Below are 17,482 nucleotides of genomic sequence, written 5' to 3'. Positions count from 1 at the left end.
CTCCACCTTTGCTTGTTATATTATTAAAATAACTATTAATCATATAATCCTTCACGGAATGCTTTTAAGAATTTTCTTGAAAATCTATCCTGTCCTAACAATGTTTGAGATGCAAGTAATTCAGCTCTCATTTCTTTATTTGTTGGATCCATTATATAAGAATCCATTCCACGAGCCATAGTCTGTACCATAAATAATCTATTTAATAATTTTCTTGCAGGCAAGCTGTAAGATATATTGCTTAATCCACAAGTAGTGTGTACTCCTGGATGACTTTCCATAATGTGCTGTATTGCTTGCAGTACCTCTATTCCATTTTTTTGTCCTGCACTTACTGGTTTTATAAGTGGATCTATATATATATCATCAATATTAATTCCTTCTCCAGTTAATTTTGTAATTATATAATCTGCTATTCTAATCCTATCTTCATTTGTCTTTGGCATTCCACCATCATCAATACATAAAGCTATTATTTTTGTATCAAACTCCTTTACTAAAGGTAATACTGCATTCCATCTTGGAGTTTCACCAGTTATAGAATTGATCATCGATTTACCATTAACAGCCTTTTTTAACCCTGCTTGTAAAGCCACTGGATTAGGACTATCTATGCATAATGGTAAACTAGTAACTTGAAGTATATTGTCCACTAACCATTCCATAGTTTCAATTTCATTTTCTATACACGTACCACAATTCACATCGATATATGTTGCTCCAGCTTCTTCCTGTGATTTTGCAATTTGTTTTATATATTCGCCATCCTTTTTTTCAACAGCTTCTTTTATAAGTTTTCTACTTGTATTTATCAATTCTCCAATAATTAACATTTACTATTTCCTCCTTTTTGTCTTGCTTGCATAACGTGTGTAATTTAATAAATTTTAAATAAATTTTAAATAAATTTAATTTAACAACCATAAATCTTAGAAAAAAAATTGAATAATTGTAAACTGTTTCTACAAGAAAATAATATCACATATATTCTGAAAATTCATGCTACATAATGCCTAAATTCATAGCATTAATTTATACATAGTGTGTTGTCATTTTTTGTACATAAAGAAAATATCCAGTTGTTTTCACTTTATTTACAATATATTCATATTCTCTATTTGGACAAAATGCTATAATATTGTGTATAGTCATGTAAACTTACAACGAGAATAATTCACAATAATTTAGGAGTGATTAACTTGAATTCCTTATTTAAAAAATCTATTTTAGCATTAACAATGTCCATAGTACTTACTACTACAGCATATGCTGAACCAGTTGAAAACAATGCTAACAATGGAACCACTACTGTAGAAAATTTACTAATTAACATTGAAAAACTTGATAATGAGATAGAAACTGTAATGAAACAAACAGATAATAATAATAAGCAAATAGTTGCTACTGAAGCAAGTATTAAAACTACCGAAAAAGAACTTCAAGATGCCGAAGCCAATCTTAATAATCAAAAAGATCTTTTCAATAAAAGAGTAAAATCAATGTATATAAATGGGTTTGATGGTTATTTAAATGTGCTTCTTCAATCTAAAGATATTGGAGATTTACTCTCAAGCACTGATACACTTGTAAGATTGATAAATCTAAATGAGAATACTATTAATAAGTACAAGCAAAATAAAGACTTAGTAAATACTAAAAAGGATGCTTTAGTTTCAAAAAACAATATGTTATATGCATTAAAAACTGACAATGAGAAAAAGCTAACTCAATTAAATAGTGCTAAAGAATCTCAGCAAAAACTTTTAATTCAAGCTCAAGCTGCAGAAAATTCATATTCAACTAATGATGAATCAGCTATCTCAGATGCTTTCAAATATATTAACAGTATAAAGGGTAAAGCTAACTCAACTTCTCCTTCTGATACAGATTCAGTTATAGCTTATGCTGCTAGCTTTTTAGGGACTTCATATGTATGGGGTGGAACCTCTCCAAAACCAGGCTTTGATTGCTCTGGTTTCACACAATATGTGTGTGCACATTTTGGAGTATCCATCGGTAGAACTACTTATGACCAAATAAAAGATGGTACAGAAGTACCTAGAAATTCTTTAAAACCTGGAGATTTAATTTTATTTGGAACTGCTAGCGACCCTCACCATGTAGGTATGTACATAGGCTTTGGAGCCTATATTCACGCTCCACATACAGGAGATGTTATTAAAATTTCTCCTTTAAACAGGAGTGATTACTTAACTGCAAGAAGAGTTCTTACTAAGTAATTTATTTCCTTTAACAACTTTTGTGAATTTTTGATATATACAACGAAACCAAATTTATAATTAATATAGGCCAAATATAATTTGTTTTCTATTTGGCCTATATTTTACAAGAGATTCTTAATTAAAAGCAAAATTTTTATAAATTACTTTATTGTAACTAACCTACTATTTTTAAACACATACTCCGACCACTCATTTCCAATGCCTGGCAAATCAGGTATCTGAAAATATCCATTTTTAGGTTGATAATCATAAATACATAATTGCTTATTGTATTCATGTAGATTATATACATGATGCTCATGAATTGTAAAATTAGGAATAACTGCTTCTACATGTAATGCTGCTGCAGTAGATAATGGACTAGCACAAACATGCATCTGAACCCCTACATCATAAATGTGTGCTAAGTCACATATTTTTTTGCCTTCCGTAATACCTCCACAGTTTCCTAAATCTGGCTGTATTAATTGAATTGAATTATCTTCAAAATACGGAGCATATCCCCATCTTGTATATATACGTTCACCTTGTGCAATAGGAATATTCAACTTATCACATACAAACTTATTCATTTTAGGATTTGGCGTGCATGGCTCTTCAAAAAAGAATATTCCATATTCTTTTGCAAGTGAACCAAGCTGAACAGCTACTTGAGCATCAATATATGAATGATTTTCCATGATTATATCTACATCAGGACCTACTGCTTCTCTCACTGCTTTTAACCGATTAATTACCATATTTACATACTTTGGAGGTTGCAGTCTTGTTGTTCTCTCACTATTATACCTTGTCCCATCAGGATCAAAAGTAAAAAAGTCTATTTTTATTGCATCATATCCTTCTGAAACTGCTTTTTTCGCATAAAAAACATAATCCTCAATACTTGTTGCAGCTACTCTTGTATCTCCCCAGCCAAATTGTAGTTGACTAGCGTAACATCGTAACTTGTCACGCATTTTTCCACCTAAAAGCTGATATAAAGGCATTTTGAAATATTTACCTTTAATATCCCAAAGTGCAATATCTAGAGCTGATATGCCAGAAAATATTACTGGTCCTCCATTCTGTCCCCAAAATGTAGACTTATATAATTTTTCCCAAATAACTTCATTATCCAATGGATTCATATCAATAATCTTTTTTGCAAAATCCTGGAGAATACCAAAAGCTCCTGTAGCACCTACACCATACGCCATAGCAGCTTCACCATCACCATATATACCTTCATCTGTATAAATCCTACATACAACTGGAGACCATCCAGGATTGTCAATAGACTTAACATCTACAAGCATTACATCTATCTTTGTTATCTTCATATTTCCTCCTTACTATTTACCTGGTACATAACAGCCTTTAAATATTTTATTAATTTCTTTTTTCATTTCAGCTGTTGTATATGCATCAACTAAATCCTTTGCCCATTTTGCATTTGCATTATCAGGACTTACAACAAATCCTACTCCAAAATCATATAAGTCATCTGAAGTATAAATCTGTTTGTCATCACTAATCTTATTACTTAGCTGGAACATTTTTGCACTTAAACAGATATCTACATCTGGAAGTGAACTCATGACCTGTGCAACATTTACAGTTGTAAATTTAAGATTTTTAGGATTTTCAGTAATGTCTAACGTTGTTGGCACAGTTACACCATCTTTAATCTTAATCATTCCTAATTTTTTTAACATTAAAAGTCCTCTTGATTGATTACTTGTATCTTCTCCCAAACAAACTTTCGCACCATCAGGAATATCTTTAACGTTTTTCCACTTATTTGAATACATACCAAACACATTATAATGAATATATGGTTTTAACATTACCATATTGCGTTTCTTGGATTTATTATATGCATCCATCCATGGCTTATGTTGATGCAAAGAAGCATCTAATTCACCTTTCATACATGCTTCATTCATTGTTGTTGCGTCTTCCATTACTGTAACTTTGACATCATAACCAAGTTCTTTTAATTTGTTTATTGCTACAGGATCATTCACCTCATCATAGTTAAAGGCTACACAAGCTAATTTCAATGTCTTTTTATCCTTTGAATCTCCATTTTTATCAGCACTCTTGTTTCCACACCCCATCAACATAACTGCTGACATAGCAACACATAATAATACACTTAAAACTTTTTTCTTCATTTTTTTCCCCCTTAATTATATATTTTTTTAATCGTTTGCATAATTTTACAAACATTAATTCACCTAACTTTTTAGCCATTAGGTTTTTATATTTTCCTCCTTATATGGATTGATAAATAATATCACTTAAAATAATAAATCCTAAAGGAGGAGAATAAACATGAATCATTTATTTAATTTTTTTATATACAAAATCGCCTATTACCTGAATTAGAATAACACACACAACAAGTACTAAAACGATTGAATACATTACTTTATCATTATTACTTTGATAACCATATTGTAGTGCAGAAGCTCCCAATCCTCCAGCACCAATAGTTCCTGCAACAGCAGTAAAATTCAATACTTGAATTACAGATAAAATATAACCTGATACAAGTGATGGTAGTGCTTCTACAATAACTACTTTAAAAATAATTTGCATATCAGAAGCTCCAAAAGATTTTGCTGCTTCAACTAATGATGGATTTACTTCTTTTAGACTATTTTCAAACATACGTGCCATAAATGGTGTTGCTGCTACTGTTAATGGAACAATTGCTGCTTGCCAACCAATACTGCTTCCCACAAATAAACGTGTTAAAGGTATAATTGAAACCATTAATATAATAAATGGAAAAGAACGTATAACACTAACCAAAGCATTTAAAATTGTATTAAATGTTTTATTAGGTCGTATGCCATCTTTTCTTGTCATATACATAAGCATGGCTACTATAAATCCAAAAAAACCACCTAATAAGGCGCCCAATACCAGCATTTTTAATGTAGCAATACATGCTGGTAACATAATTCTATTAATAATTTCTTGCCATGGTATATCTCTCATTTTACTGCCTCCTTTCCCTAGTCATCTAGGCTTTCCATTTCATCATCTACTTTTTTATAAATAATATTATGCTGTTTAAAGTATAAAAGAAAATTCTCTTCATATTTGTTATCAAAATTTATAACAAACTTCCCCATTTTATCGTTTCTAAAATGTTCTATTCTACCATCTATAACAGAAAACGGAACCTGAATTTCCATTGCCAGCATGGACAATAATGTTTCATTTTTATCAATCTCTGTAGTCATTATTTGATAATTACATCCTTCTGGTAATTCACAACTTTCAGCTCCTAATAGTCTTTGTAGAGCAGCTGATTGATTTATAAATATTTCTCGAACATCTCCATTTTCTACTATTTTTCCATTCTCCAGTAATGCTACTTTCGTACATAATTGTCTTACAACTGACATCTGATGTGTTACAATCACTATTGTAATCTTTAATTCTTCATTTATTTTTCTTAAAAGTGATAGTATATCTTTTGTTGTTCTTGGATCTAACGCTGATGTTGCCTCATCACATAATAATATTTTAGGATTCATTGCTAATGCTCTTGCAATGGCAACACGTTGTTTCTGACCACCACTTAAGTTTTTAGCTTTTATATTTAGTTTATCTTTAATGTCTACTAGTTCTACAAGTTCGTGTACCTTTTTATCTATTTGTGACTTTTCTACTTTCCAACATTCCATTGGAAGCGCGATATTATCATATACTGTTTTTCTCTCTAATATTGAAAAATGTTGAAAAATCATTCCTATATCTTTTCTAAATTTTCGTATTTCTTTTCTTCCTAATGACTTAACATCTACATTGTCAATTAATACATTACCTTCTTGAAAATTTTCTAATCCATTAATACATCTTAATAATGTAGATTTTCCAGCTCCACTTCTTCCAACTAGTCCATAAATTTCTCCATCATTAATTGTAAGTGAGATTTTATCTAGAACATTTAATTCTTCATAATTCTTACTAAGATTCTCTATAATTATCAATTTTCTTCCTCCATTCTATATAAAAATAGCAATATAGGTAATTTATGAGATATGATCATTTCCCTAAGATTATATCTCTTATAAAGCATATCATTTACATCAAACATCAATCACAATCATTAATGATATGCTTTTAGCATTTTATACAAAATAATCATTTTTTAGACACCAATCGAATTTATTGTATATCCTTGTTACTATTGTGTCAAATAGCAAAAGCTTATAAATACCAACACTTTTATATTAATATTTTATAGTTAGTGATAATTAACCATATATTAATTGAAGTAAAAGAATTAATTCTTGAGAACTATCCAATAAATAGTGTTTACAAATAATCCGGATTTGGTAATTACTCAAATTTCTTTAGAACTTATGCGACACAACCTTTTCAGATGACAAAGGACAATTATCATCTATAATTAAAGTTTATAGTTAAAGTATAAAATATTTAGATTTAAAATACTTAATATATTAACCTTAAATTTAATTTATAATATACATGTTTAAGAAAACTTACTTATATTAATATTGATGCTAAATTAAACCTACAAATTGCTTAATTTACAAATATAAGCAGGTTTTAATTTTAATAAAAAGAGGTGTATATAAATGCAATATGATGACATGACTCCTAAAGAAAGAGCATTAGCCATAAATTCTGGAGAACCAGTTGATCGAATTCAATGCTGTCCATTAATGGGAGAAGTAGGCGCAAAATTTATAGGTGTAAAAATAAGTGAACTTTGTTTTGATTATAAGTTGATGGTAGATACAGAAATAAATTCTTACAACTCATTTGGTTTTGATGGTGCTGGTATTGGTCCAAATTTATTTGGCATTGCAGAAGCTATGGGTACAACCTTAGCTTACCCTGACAATGATATGCCATATATAGACATACCATTCTTAAAAAATCATGATGATATAAAAAAACTAATTCCTGTAAATCCATATAAGGATGGCAGATTACCATTATTTTTAGAAGCTTCTAAAATAATTAATGAAAAAATAGGCACTGAAGTTGGAATTTCAAGTAGTCTTGGAGGCCCTTTCACCACTGCAGCTTCTTTAAGGGGAACCGATGTTTTTTTAAGAGATATTATAAAAAATCCTGATTGGGTACATAAACTTTTAGAAATTTCTACTGAAAGCATATTTAACTACATTGATGCTGTCAGTAACATAGGTGTAAAGCCAAGCCTTGCAGAGCCTGTTGCTTCACTTACTGTCATAAGTCCAAAACAATTTAGAACCTTTGTAAAACCATATTTAAAAAAATGTGTTGATAAAATAATTGAACGCTGGGGAAGTGGTCCATCTATTCACATCTGTGGCAATACAAAAGGAATATGGGAAGACATAGCAGATACAGGTGTCCAAGTAATTAGTGTTGATAATATAGTTGATATGGAAGATGTGAAAAACTCAGTTGGTAATAGGGCAATAATAATGGGGAATGTTAAACCAATTGAAACAGTATGTTTCGGAGGGAAAAAAGAAATTTTCAATGAAGTAAAAGAATGTATAAGGAAATCATATAATAGTCCAAAAGGATTTATATTGAGTACAGGCTGTAAGATTCCTATGAAAACTTCAAAAGAAAATGTTGAACTATTTATGCAGGCCGCAAGGACCTATGGTAAATATCCTATTAATCCTAAAATTTTAGATTAATCCTGTAAACTAAACTCTAATTATTATATATATATAAATAAAAAGGTGCTGCCTCATATAAAAATTCTATTGTGAGACAGCGCCTTCTTATTCTTATAATTATGATAGCTTTTTACTTTAGCAACAAACTAGAATAAAGGTATCAAAGTTCCCTTTGCTTTCTTTTTTAATAATTCTTTAATTCCTTCTGTTCTATATGCTTCATTTAAATCTTTAACCCATTTTTTATTTTCATCACCGTTTTTCACAACAACTCCAACTGCATATGTTTCATTATCTTTTGGACTTGCAATATATTTAGATGCATCTAAGCCTGCATTTACCATATGAGTAGCTGCTAACAAAATGCAATCTACATCCTTCAAAGATTGTGGAAGTGTTTGCATGTCTGCTTCTATAAATTTAAATTTCTTTGGATTAACAGCAGCATTATCTTTAACATCATAAATTGATGGTGATTTTTTATCAGCAGGAAGTTTTATCAATCCAACTTCGTTTAATAAATTCAAACCTCTTGATTGATTTGTAGCATCATTGCAAAGACCAATAGTAGCCCCATCTGGAATTTCCTTGTAGTCTTTATACTTACTAGAGTACATGCCAAAAACAGGAGACCAAAGTTTAGGCTTAACCATAACAAAATTTGTCTTATTAGATTTATTGTAATTTTGTAAGTATGGTTCATGCTGATATATGTTTGCATCTATGCTTCCTTCACCTAAAGCAGTATCTGGTCCAATACTATCATTAAAAGTAACAACTTTAACATCATAGCCCTTCTGTTTAAGTACTTTAGCAGCTTCATTTCCATAATCTAGAGAGTCTGCCCTCATTCCAATTTTGATTGACTTCTTTTCATCCCCTGAATTGCTTGTAGAATTATTTTTTCCACATGCTGTCATTGATGTTGTAATCACTAACATACATAACATTAACTTCATAAATTTCTTCATAAGTTTTCCTCCTTAAAAAAATAAAATTTGTATAGATAAATAGATTAATTAAAAATATAATATGCTATTTCAATTTTTTGTAAAGCGTATCACCACTATATTGAATTAAACATACTAATACAATTAATACTACAACTATTGAATACATAATTTTCTGATTAAAATTTTGATAGCCATGGGTTAAAGCTACTGCACCTAAACCTCCAGCTCCAATTGCTCCTGCCATTGCTGTTGCACCTAACAAGTTTATTATAGCTAGGCTCATACCTGAAATTATTGAAGGTAATGCTTCAACTAACATTACATTGAAAATAATCTGCTTGTTTGAAGCGCCAAAGGATTTTGCCGCTTCAATAAGTGATGAATCCACTTCTTTAAAACTACTTTGAAAAATACGGGCAATAAATGGTGTAATTGCCGTTGTCAGTGGAACAATAGCTGCTGCTTGCCCTATAGAGCTTCCAGTAATAATTCTTGTTAAAGGAATAATAGAAATCATCAATATAACAAATGGAAAAGAACGAATTACATTCACTACAGTATCCAATATTCTATGAATAACTTTATTAGGCTGAAGTCCATTGTCATCACAAATTACCAGAATGATCCCCACGAAAAATCCTAAAAAGGTTCCCAACATACCTGATATAAAAACCATTCTTACAGTTTCTCCAAGTGCTGGTAAAATCAACATATTAATAATTTCAGTTAATGTATAATCGCTCAATTTCTCACCTCATTTCCATCATTTTTAATTTCCATCCATTCTACTTTATTTTTATCTAAATAATTAGTAACTAAATTAAAATTACTATCATCTATGTTTATAACAAAAGTAGATATTTTATCATTTCTATATGATTGAGTAGAACTTTCCATAATAGAAAATTTGATATTCAGTTCATTTACAATTCTAACAATTAATTCTGAACCTTCTAATTTTTCAACTCTGTACATAAATCGTATATTTCTACCTTTTTCAGGCAATTCACTATTTTCAACTCCTATTAAACGTTTTAAAGCTGGTGGCTGATTTAAAAATATATCCTTAACTGTTCCCTGAGAAGCTATTTTGCCGTTTTCTAAAATAGATACTTTATTACAAATTCTTTGAATAACAGACATTTCATGAGTAACTAATACTATGGTAATTCCAATTTTTTTATTTATATCCCTTAACAAATCTAATATAGAGTTTGTTGTACTAGGATCAAGTGCTGACGTTGCTTCGTCACACAACAAAATGCTTGGATTCATGGTCAAAGCCCTTGCAATTGCAACTCTTTGCTTCTGACCACCACTCAAGTTTCTTGGTCTTGCTCCAGCTTTATCTTTTAGTTCCACTAATTCAAGTAGTTCATTAACCTTACTATCAATTTCCTTTTTTGAATACTTCCAACATCTCATAGGCAAAGCAATGTTATCATAAATACTCTTTCTCTCTAATAAAGAAAAATGCTGAAAAATCATACCAATATTTTTTCTAAATTCTTTTATCTGCTTTGTGTTTAAATCTTTAACTTCATGGCCATTAACCTTCATGCTTCCATCCTGATAATCTGTTAAACCATTAATGCATCTCAAAAGTGTTGACTTTCCAGCTCCACTTCTGCCAACAAGACCATAAACATCTCCTTTTTCAACTTTAAAATTAATATCTTCTAATACAATATTTTTATTTTCATAAACTTTTTTCAATCCAATTGAAGTTATCAAAATCCCTCTTCTCCTTATTTATTAAATTTTATAATTATAACAACAAATAAAATATGTAATAATATCTGAATTCCATCTATATTGATTGTCCACAATTTTCACAAAAATAATAATCCAATAAATACTTACTCTTAATATAGGTATTAGTAACTATTTTTCTCACTTTAATTTTTTGCATAGTGATTTATATAACATTAAAATAGCTTAATTACATCAAATTTTGACAGGATTCTTATCAATTTACATTCTAACCTCTATACATGCTTTAATCAAATATTAAAATATTATAAATCAATGTTATTCTATTATGTTTTGTTATACACTAATAATGTATCCATACTACTATTTCAATGAATTTTTTAAGCTTCTCATGAATATCATTTAATAGTGCCTCTATGAAATCGCTCATTTTTCAATCTTTCATTAATATTGAGTTTGCACAACTTGCATATATCTTATAAATTAATAGAATTGTTAAAATATCCTATGAAAACGTTATTATTAATCTATAAATTTCCAAACAATATCTATGAAATTTAAGGAGGTGTTAATAAGATTATATATATGTCTATACAGTGATTAATAATCTGTTTTAAAAATTATTAATTAATTTTATGAGGGGGATTAAAATGAGCAAGGATAACACTGGCCTAAATGAGGAACTTCATCGTGGTTTAGAAGAGAGACATATTCAACTTATGGCTCTTGGTGGTGCAATTGGTGTTGGTTTATTCCTTGGATCCGCAGCAGCTATTCAAACAGCTGGTCCTGCACTTCTATTGGCTTACGCTGGTGGTGGAGCTATTTTATTCTTTATTATGCGTGCACTTGGAGAGATAGCAGTTGAACATCCTGTTGCTGGTTCATTTAGTGCTTATGCTAATGAATTTATCGGACCTCTTGCTGGATATTTGACTGGATGGACTTATTGGTTTATGTGGATTGTTACTTGTATGGCTGAAGTTACCGCTGTAGGTGTTTATGTTAATTTCTGGTTTCCTGGCATTCCTCAATGGTTATCAGCCCTTGGTGCTGTTGTTATAATGTCCATAGTAAACTTAACAGCAGTTAAAGCCTTTGGAGAATTTGAATTCTGGTTCGCACTTATAAAAGTTGTTACTATTGTTCTTATGATTATTATAGGATTAGTTATCATTATTACAGGAATTGGTAATAAAGGTATTCCTATTGGTATCTCAAACTTATGGAGTCATGGCGGTTTTTTCGCCAAAGGAATAAAAGGTCCAGTTATGGCCTTAGTAATGGTTGCCTTTGCTTTTGTTGGTATCGAACTTATAGGTGTTACAGCTGGTGAAGCAAAAAATCCTGAAAAAACAATACCATCAGCTATTAATAAAGTTTTTTATAGAATAATGATATTTTACGTAGGTGCATTATTTGTAATTATGTCACTTTATCCTTGGAATCAAATAGGAACAATAGGCAGTCCATTTGTTTTAACATTTAGCAAATTGGGGATTGCAGCAGCAGCAGGTATTATAAATTTCGTTGTATTAACTGCAGCCTTATCTTCTTGTAACAGTGGTATTTTCACCACAGGTCGTATGCTTTACAATCTTTCTCTTCAAGGTTCAGCTCCAAAATCCTTTGGAAAACTTAGTAAATCACAAGTTCCTAGTAATGCAATTTTAATTTCTGCGTTTTTCATGCTTATAGGTGTTTTTCTTAACTATGTTGTTCCAGCTAAAGTATTTGCTTATGTTACGAGTATTGCAACTTTTGCAGGAATTTTTTCTTGGTTTATAATATTACTAGCTCAAATGAAATTTAGAAAATCTCTTACTCCTGAAGAAACAAAAAAATTAAAGTTTCCTATGAATGGATATCCTTATGCAAACTACATTAGTATAGCATTTTTAATATTTGTACTTGTAGTTATGTGCTTAAGTCCAGATACTTTAATAGCAGTTATTGTAGGACCAATTTGGCTTATAATATTAGTTGCTTTCTACTATGGAAAAGGCATGAATAAAAAGAATGCTAATAAAGTAACTAAATCTGAATAATTCAACTTTCACAGTTTAAGCATAATGCAAAGCAATATTTTTATTAAGTTCAAATGTTTAGCTTTTAAATTATAAAAATTTAAAAGCTAAACATTTTTTTAAGCATTTCGTATCTTTCATGAGTAATAAGCGCATCCTTATCTGTATTTTTTAGTTTCACTATATAAGTCCATCTTCCATAAGGATATATTTTACTAATCATGGACAAATTGATAATATAAGACTTGTGGCTTCTAAAAAACAATGATTTATCCAATCTTTCTTCTAATTCACTCATACCTTCAGAAGTAATATAAGAATTATCCACTGTGTATATAACTGTATTTCTATCCTCTCTTTGTATAATCACTATATCCTTCATATCTACAAAGCTTATGCCATCTTTATTCCTTATTAATATTTTATCTAGTCCTTTTTCATGTCGAATTATCTTATACATATTTTCTTCGCTTTGAACATCATTTAAAGTTTTTATTCGATTTAAAGTTTGATAAATTCTATCCAACTTAAAAGGCTTTACAATATAATCAAAGGCATAAAGTTGAAATGCATCAGACATATATGCATCATGTGCTGTAACAAAAATAATTATAGTTCTTGGATTTATATCCATTATTCTCTTTGCACATTCCACCCCATTCAATTTGGGCATTTCTACATCTAAAAATATAATTTCAGGATGTTTTTCCTCTACAAAAGAGAGAACAGCTTCTCCATCAGCTGCCTCTCCTACTAATTTAAATCCATCTATTTTTTCAATGGCTTTTTTTAACACCATTCTCATGCCTTCTTCATCGTCTCCAATAAGAACTTTAAGCTCCAATAAATCACCACCTACTTCTTCTTCTTTTTGCTCTAGGTTTGCCTAATATCTCTGAATATACTATAGCCTGCATAATATTTTCTTCTTTTAATTCTAAATTCATTGTTGTTCTTTCTTCTAATCTCTTTTTTAATTCTTGAGCTTTAGCTTTTTCATATTCTATATTTCTTTCAAGTTCTGCATTTTCGCTTTCTCCTATATCATATGGAAAACTTAAATTCTTTTGTGTATCTTCTTGCAATTTTTTTCCTTTTAGCCAATCATAATCATCTTTACTATCAGTATCATCAAAAATATTACCTTTAGTTTTATTAGTTACTTTTCTTGCTTTTTCACTGGAGGCTTTTATAATGTCTTTTAACACTTTTCCTGAATCAAAAATAATATCCACCAAATTATCAAAATCACTCATAATCTTTTACTCCTTAACATCACTAGGATTGCCATATGAGGTCTTTTTATCTTTTTTATCGCCAACTTTAGATATAGATTCTCTCATTCTTGTATCTGATATTACATTTTGCATATCATAATAATCCATTACTCCTAATTTTCCTTCTCTTAAAGCTTGAGCCATAGCTCTTGGTACTTCTGCTTCTGCTTCCACTACAGCAGCTCTCATTTCCTGCTCTCTTGCTACTGCCATAGCTCTTCTTTCCTCTGCCTTTGCCTGGGCAATATTTTTATCTGCTTCTGCTTGAAGGGTTTGAAGTTGTGCTCCTATATTTCTTCCTACATCTACATCAGCAATATCTATCGATAGTATTTCAAAGGCAGTACCTGCATCCAATCCTTTTGCTAAAACTGTTTTAGATATAGCATCTGGATTTTCCAAAACTTCTTTATGTGAAGTAGATGTACCAACTGTAGTTACAATACCTTCTCCAACTCTAGCAATTACTGTAGCTTCACCAGCTCCACCTATTAATCTTTCTAAGTTTGCCCTTACTGTTACCCTTGCTTTTGCTAAAAGCTCAATTCCATCTTTTGCAACACCTGAAACATTAGGTGTTTCAATTACCTTTGGATTAACACTCATTTTTACAGCTTCAAGTACATCTCTACCTGCAAGATCTATTGCTGCTGCTCTTTCGAATGGTAATTTAAAATCTGCTCTATGAGCGGCAATAAGTGCATCCACTACTTGATCTACATTTCCACCAGCTAAATAGTGTGCTTCTAATTGATTTACACTAACCTCTAAACCTGCCTTTGTTGCCTTTATTAATGGAAAAACTATTCTTCTAGGTTGAACTCTTCTAAGTCTCATTCCCACTAAATTGAAAATACTTACCTTTACATTTGCAGCTAATGCTGAAATCCAAAGACCTACTGGTACAAAACTAAAAAACAATGCTAAAAAAATTATGATTATTCCTAAAAATACAACTACAGTAATAGGACCATTCATAATATCCATTCCTCCTCATTTTCTAAAATATTTTTCTAACTACAATTATTCTTCCTTCTACCTTTATGATCTTTACATTCTCACCTTTTGGTATAAATTCTCCTTCTGAAACCACATCCATTTTTATGCCATTAAAATCTGCAATACCAGCTGGTCTCAAAATTGTAAGAGTAATTCCCTGTTGACCCACAAAATATTGTAAATCCTCGGAGCCTGTATATCCCGTTTCTTTCTTTTGGGTTTCACGCAAAATCAGTATTTTTGAAAGTCTACCTTTAGTTGCAGATCGCAGAACTAAAGTAAGAGCTACTCCTAACACTGCAATGATGATACTAACTAAAATCAATGCTTCCATAATACTTCTTGCTGTTATTACTATGCCCATTATTAAAAATATAGCTCCGAAAATCCCTGGTATTCCAAATCCAGGATGAAACATTTCTATAACTACCAGCAAAAATCCAAATGAGAAACATAATATGGCAATCCAACTTATAGTAGACAAAAAACTTACCAGCTCCATTTCTCCCTCCTCCTTTAATTATAACTTCTTTCTATCTGTCTATACTAATATAATACTTCCTACATAGATTAAAATGAATGCATAGTAGTTCAAAAATACATAATTTAGTTTAAAATGTCATCTTTGAAGTTCTATTTGATAATTTATACTGATATAATAACAAAAATTTTTTCTAATAATCATTAATATACTTTACAAACGCTAAAAACTTTATTTATCTTGGAATCCATCCTTGAAAAACAGTAAATTCATTTTCTGTAAATACTTTAATTCCCCCTTCATATTCCTGTAGTATATGCTTCACAATAGCAAGTCCCATACCTTCTCCTTTTTCACCTTTTGTAGTTATTCCTGCTTTAAAAATTTTTTTCACAAGTTCTTCTGGAATTTCTGGTCCATTGTTCTTTATTTTAAACCCATACAACTTTAAATCTTCAAATAGTTCTATTTGTATAATTCTTTCTCCATCTATTTCTTGAAGTGCATAAATTGCATTATCCACAATATTACCAAGTACTCTGCAAAATTCCCAGGATGGTACCTTTAAATCTTGAAGTGAGGAAGTAATCAATATTTCTGTTTTTATTCCTCTTTTTTCTCCATAAAGTATTTTAGCTTGAAGCAGTGCATTAACTGCTGGATTAGCAGTTTTTAATACCTTGTTTACCTTTTGAATGTCTTTAAATACTTTTTCTATATACTCTCTTGAATCATGATATTCTTCCATTTCCATAAGACTATATACTACCTGCAAATGATTCATAAAATCATGTCTTTGAGCCCTAAGGGTTTTATTGAGTTCCTCTAGTTGTTTTAATGTACTTTTAAGCATTTTATATTCATCATTGTTACCATTTAACGATCGAATATCCTTAATTGCAAAAAAACTATTTATAATTCCTATGGATATAATTAAATATACCAAAAGTTCTCCACTGTAAAATTTATCTTGAAAATTCAAAACATTGTTATGAAAATAATTGTACAATATCACCATAACAATCGTAGTTATTTGAATTACATTTAAAATAATTACTGTAGTGATTGTTTTATTTACGTCCAATTTTTTTTTCATTACAAAAACTAAACTCCTTTCCCTATTTCTGTAATCAAATCAATTATATCATAAAATAACACTACCTCCACTAAAATACATTTTAATGATGGTAGTGTTATTAATATTCTTTAATTATATTTCAAAAGCAGAACTTAATATTCCTTCAATTACATCATTTATACTATAATCTGTTTCAAAAGCTTTTATTCCATTAAACTTTAAAAATACTAAAGCCATATATCCTATATTTTTAACAAAAATAGCCTTACAATCCGATATTAAATTTAATAACGTTTTCATATGCTTTTCATTATGTCCACGCTCTTCAAAACATAAACTACTTTCTCTAGTTTCTAAATATTCTGCTATATCTTCTTTAATCTCAAAAATAAAAAGCTTTCTTGATGTTTCAAAGTTTTCGTTTACACTTTTTCCATCATTACTAACAAAAGCTACCTTATAGTTCATAAATTCACCTCCAAATTTAAACTGCAATTTCATAAAAGATTCAATGTTTAAACATCCCTTAATATATAATATATATTTCGAATATGCTAATAACATTCTTGATAAATTTATTTAAAATCATACTATTCTCATTTTTTCATTTCTTTCTATTTGAACTACCACCCCATCTTGAATAACTAAAGTTACAGAACCATACTTGACAACCTTTAAGCTCTCTAAAAGCTTATTTAGATTTTTTTCTGAAATACCATTATTACTTTTATTATTATTTGACACTTTAGTCTCCCCCTTTTAATATTTACATTGATTATAATTCATTAAAAAAGCTATCCTTCTTCTATAAGAAAGATAGCTTTAAAAAATTTTCATTTCATAAAAATCTACTTTTCTTATCTCTCAGAATATATAACTATATTCTGCAGGAATTAACACCGATACATATTAAAATGCCGGTTGTCGGGCTTCATAGGGCCAGTCCCTCCACCTCTCTGGATAAGAATATAATATTAGATAAGAATTATCTTATATAAAAGTTCACTAGTGTTTAATTTTTAGAAAATATTTCAATTGACATCTTTATTATAATCGTTTT

18 protein-coding genes and 1 riboswitch are annotated in these 17,482 nt (G+C 29.8%); of the genes, 3 read left to right on the top strand and 15 right to left on the bottom strand.

From position 1 onward, the window contains the following. Positions 1-35: 35 nt before the first annotated feature. A complete protein-coding gene (locus tag EG57_RS0205105; RefSeq protein WP_032076207.1) occupies positions 36-833 on the bottom strand; it encodes a methyltetrahydrofolate cobalamin methyltransferase in 798 nt (265 codons plus the stop codon). 366 nt (positions 834-1,199) lie between these two features. On the opposite strand from EG57_RS0205105, the gene EG57_RS0205100 reads away from it, so the two are divergent. After that, positions 1,200-2,240, top strand: coding sequence for a C40 family peptidase (locus tag EG57_RS0205100; RefSeq protein ID WP_032076206.1), 1,041 nt, complete (start codon positions 1,200-1,202; stop codon positions 2,238-2,240). 143 nt (positions 2,241-2,383) lie between these two features. On the opposite strand, the gene EG57_RS0205095 is transcribed toward EG57_RS0205100, so the two are convergent. The 4 genes from EG57_RS0205095 to EG57_RS0205080 form a co-directional block, all read right to left on the bottom strand. Next, entirely contained in the window at positions 2,384-3,565 is a 1,182-nt protein-coding gene (locus EG57_RS0205095) for a mandelate racemase/muconate lactonizing enzyme family protein (protein WP_032076205.1), read from the bottom strand. Between the two features lie 12 nt (positions 3,566-3,577). Further along, positions 3,578-4,402, bottom strand: a complete 825-nt coding sequence (locus tag EG57_RS0205090; RefSeq protein WP_032076204.1) for a MetQ/NlpA family ABC transporter substrate-binding protein — start codon at positions 4,400-4,402, stop codon at positions 3,578-3,580. A gap of 169 nt (positions 4,403-4,571) precedes the next feature. Then, positions 4,572-5,234, bottom strand: a complete 663-nt coding sequence (locus EG57_RS0205085) for a methionine ABC transporter permease (protein ID WP_032076203.1) — start codon at positions 5,232-5,234, stop codon at positions 4,572-4,574. A 17-nt stretch (positions 5,235-5,251) separates the two neighbouring features. Then, on the bottom strand, positions 5,252-6,235 hold the full coding sequence (locus EG57_RS0205080; protein WP_032076202.1) for a methionine ABC transporter ATP-binding protein: 984 nt from the start codon (positions 6,233-6,235) through the stop codon (positions 5,252-5,254). 612 nt (positions 6,236-6,847) lie between these two features. On the opposite strand from EG57_RS0205080, the gene EG57_RS0205075 reads away from it, so the two are divergent. After that, entirely contained in the window at positions 6,848-7,912 is a 1,065-nt protein-coding gene (locus tag EG57_RS0205075; RefSeq protein WP_032076201.1) for a uroporphyrinogen decarboxylase family protein, read from the top strand. Between the two features lie 128 nt (positions 7,913-8,040). On the opposite strand, the gene EG57_RS0205070 is transcribed toward EG57_RS0205075, so the two are convergent. From EG57_RS0205070 to EG57_RS0205060, 3 genes are all read right to left on the bottom strand, one after another. Then, a complete protein-coding gene (locus EG57_RS0205070; RefSeq protein ID WP_032076200.1) occupies positions 8,041-8,865 on the bottom strand; it encodes a MetQ/NlpA family ABC transporter substrate-binding protein in 825 nt (274 codons plus the stop codon). A 64-nt stretch (positions 8,866-8,929) separates the two neighbouring features. Continuing rightward, on the bottom strand, positions 8,930-9,592 hold the full coding sequence (locus EG57_RS0205065) for a methionine ABC transporter permease (RefSeq protein ID WP_032076199.1): 663 nt from the start codon (positions 9,590-9,592) through the stop codon (positions 8,930-8,932). Next, positions 9,589-10,581, bottom strand: a complete 993-nt coding sequence (locus tag EG57_RS0205060) for a methionine ABC transporter ATP-binding protein (protein ID WP_032076198.1) — start codon at positions 10,579-10,581, stop codon at positions 9,589-9,591. The genes EG57_RS0205065 and EG57_RS0205060 overlap by 4 nt, the downstream gene beginning before the upstream one ends. A 629-nt stretch (positions 10,582-11,210) precedes the next feature. On the opposite strand from EG57_RS0205060, the gene EG57_RS0205055 reads away from it, so the two are divergent. Next, on the top strand, positions 11,211-12,608 hold the full coding sequence (locus EG57_RS0205055; protein ID WP_032076197.1) for an amino acid permease: 1,398 nt from the start codon (positions 11,211-11,213) through the stop codon (positions 12,606-12,608). Positions 12,609-12,687: 79 nt separating this feature from the next. Here EG57_RS0205055 and EG57_RS0205050 read toward each other — a convergent pair whose 3' ends face one another. The 7 genes from EG57_RS0205050 to EG57_RS25695 form a co-directional block, all read right to left on the bottom strand. Then, on the bottom strand, positions 12,688-13,431 hold the full coding sequence (locus EG57_RS0205050; protein WP_032076196.1) for a LytR/AlgR family response regulator transcription factor: 744 nt from the start codon (positions 13,429-13,431) through the stop codon (positions 12,688-12,690). 4 nt (positions 13,432-13,435) lie between these two features. Then, positions 13,436-13,843 carry a hypothetical protein gene (locus tag EG57_RS0205045; RefSeq protein WP_032076195.1) on the bottom strand — a complete coding sequence of 136 codons (408 nt, stop codon included), beginning with the start codon at positions 13,841-13,843 and terminating at the stop codon, positions 13,436-13,438. A gap of 6 nt (positions 13,844-13,849) precedes the next feature. Further along, complete coding sequence (gene floA / locus EG57_RS0205040; protein WP_032076194.1) at positions 13,850-14,842, bottom strand: flotillin-like protein FloA; 993 nt, start codon at positions 14,840-14,842, stop codon at positions 13,850-13,852. A 22-nt stretch (positions 14,843-14,864) separates the two neighbouring features. Continuing rightward, complete coding sequence (locus EG57_RS0205035; RefSeq protein ID WP_032076193.1) at positions 14,865-15,365, bottom strand: NfeD family protein; 501 nt, start codon at positions 15,363-15,365, stop codon at positions 14,865-14,867. Positions 15,366-15,579: 214 nt separating this feature from the next. Then, entirely contained in the window at positions 15,580-16,440 is an 861-nt protein-coding gene (locus tag EG57_RS0205030) for a sensor histidine kinase (RefSeq protein ID WP_032076192.1), read from the bottom strand. Between the two features lie 114 nt (positions 16,441-16,554). Further along, the gene (locus EG57_RS0205025) at positions 16,555-16,890 is read right to left on the bottom strand and encodes a NifB/NifX family molybdenum-iron cluster-binding protein (RefSeq protein WP_032076191.1); all 336 of its coding nucleotides are present in this window, start codon (positions 16,888-16,890) and stop codon (positions 16,555-16,557) included. Between the two features lie 117 nt (positions 16,891-17,007). Beyond that, positions 17,008-17,166, bottom strand: coding sequence for a YezD family protein (locus tag EG57_RS25695; protein ID WP_084572165.1), 159 nt, complete (start codon positions 17,164-17,166; stop codon positions 17,008-17,010). A gap of 110 nt (positions 17,167-17,276) precedes the next feature. After that, positions 17,277-17,389: riboswitch (SAM riboswitch) on the bottom strand. Between the last annotated feature and the right edge of the window lie 93 nt (positions 17,390-17,482).

Source organism: Clostridium drakei (assembly GCF_000633595.2).
GTDB classification, from domain to species: Bacteria; Bacillota; Clostridia; order Clostridiales; family Clostridiaceae; genus Clostridium_AM; species Clostridium_AM drakei.
The sequence above is the reverse complement of the archived record's forward strand: the minus strand, read 5'-3'. Positions and strand labels throughout refer to the sequence as shown.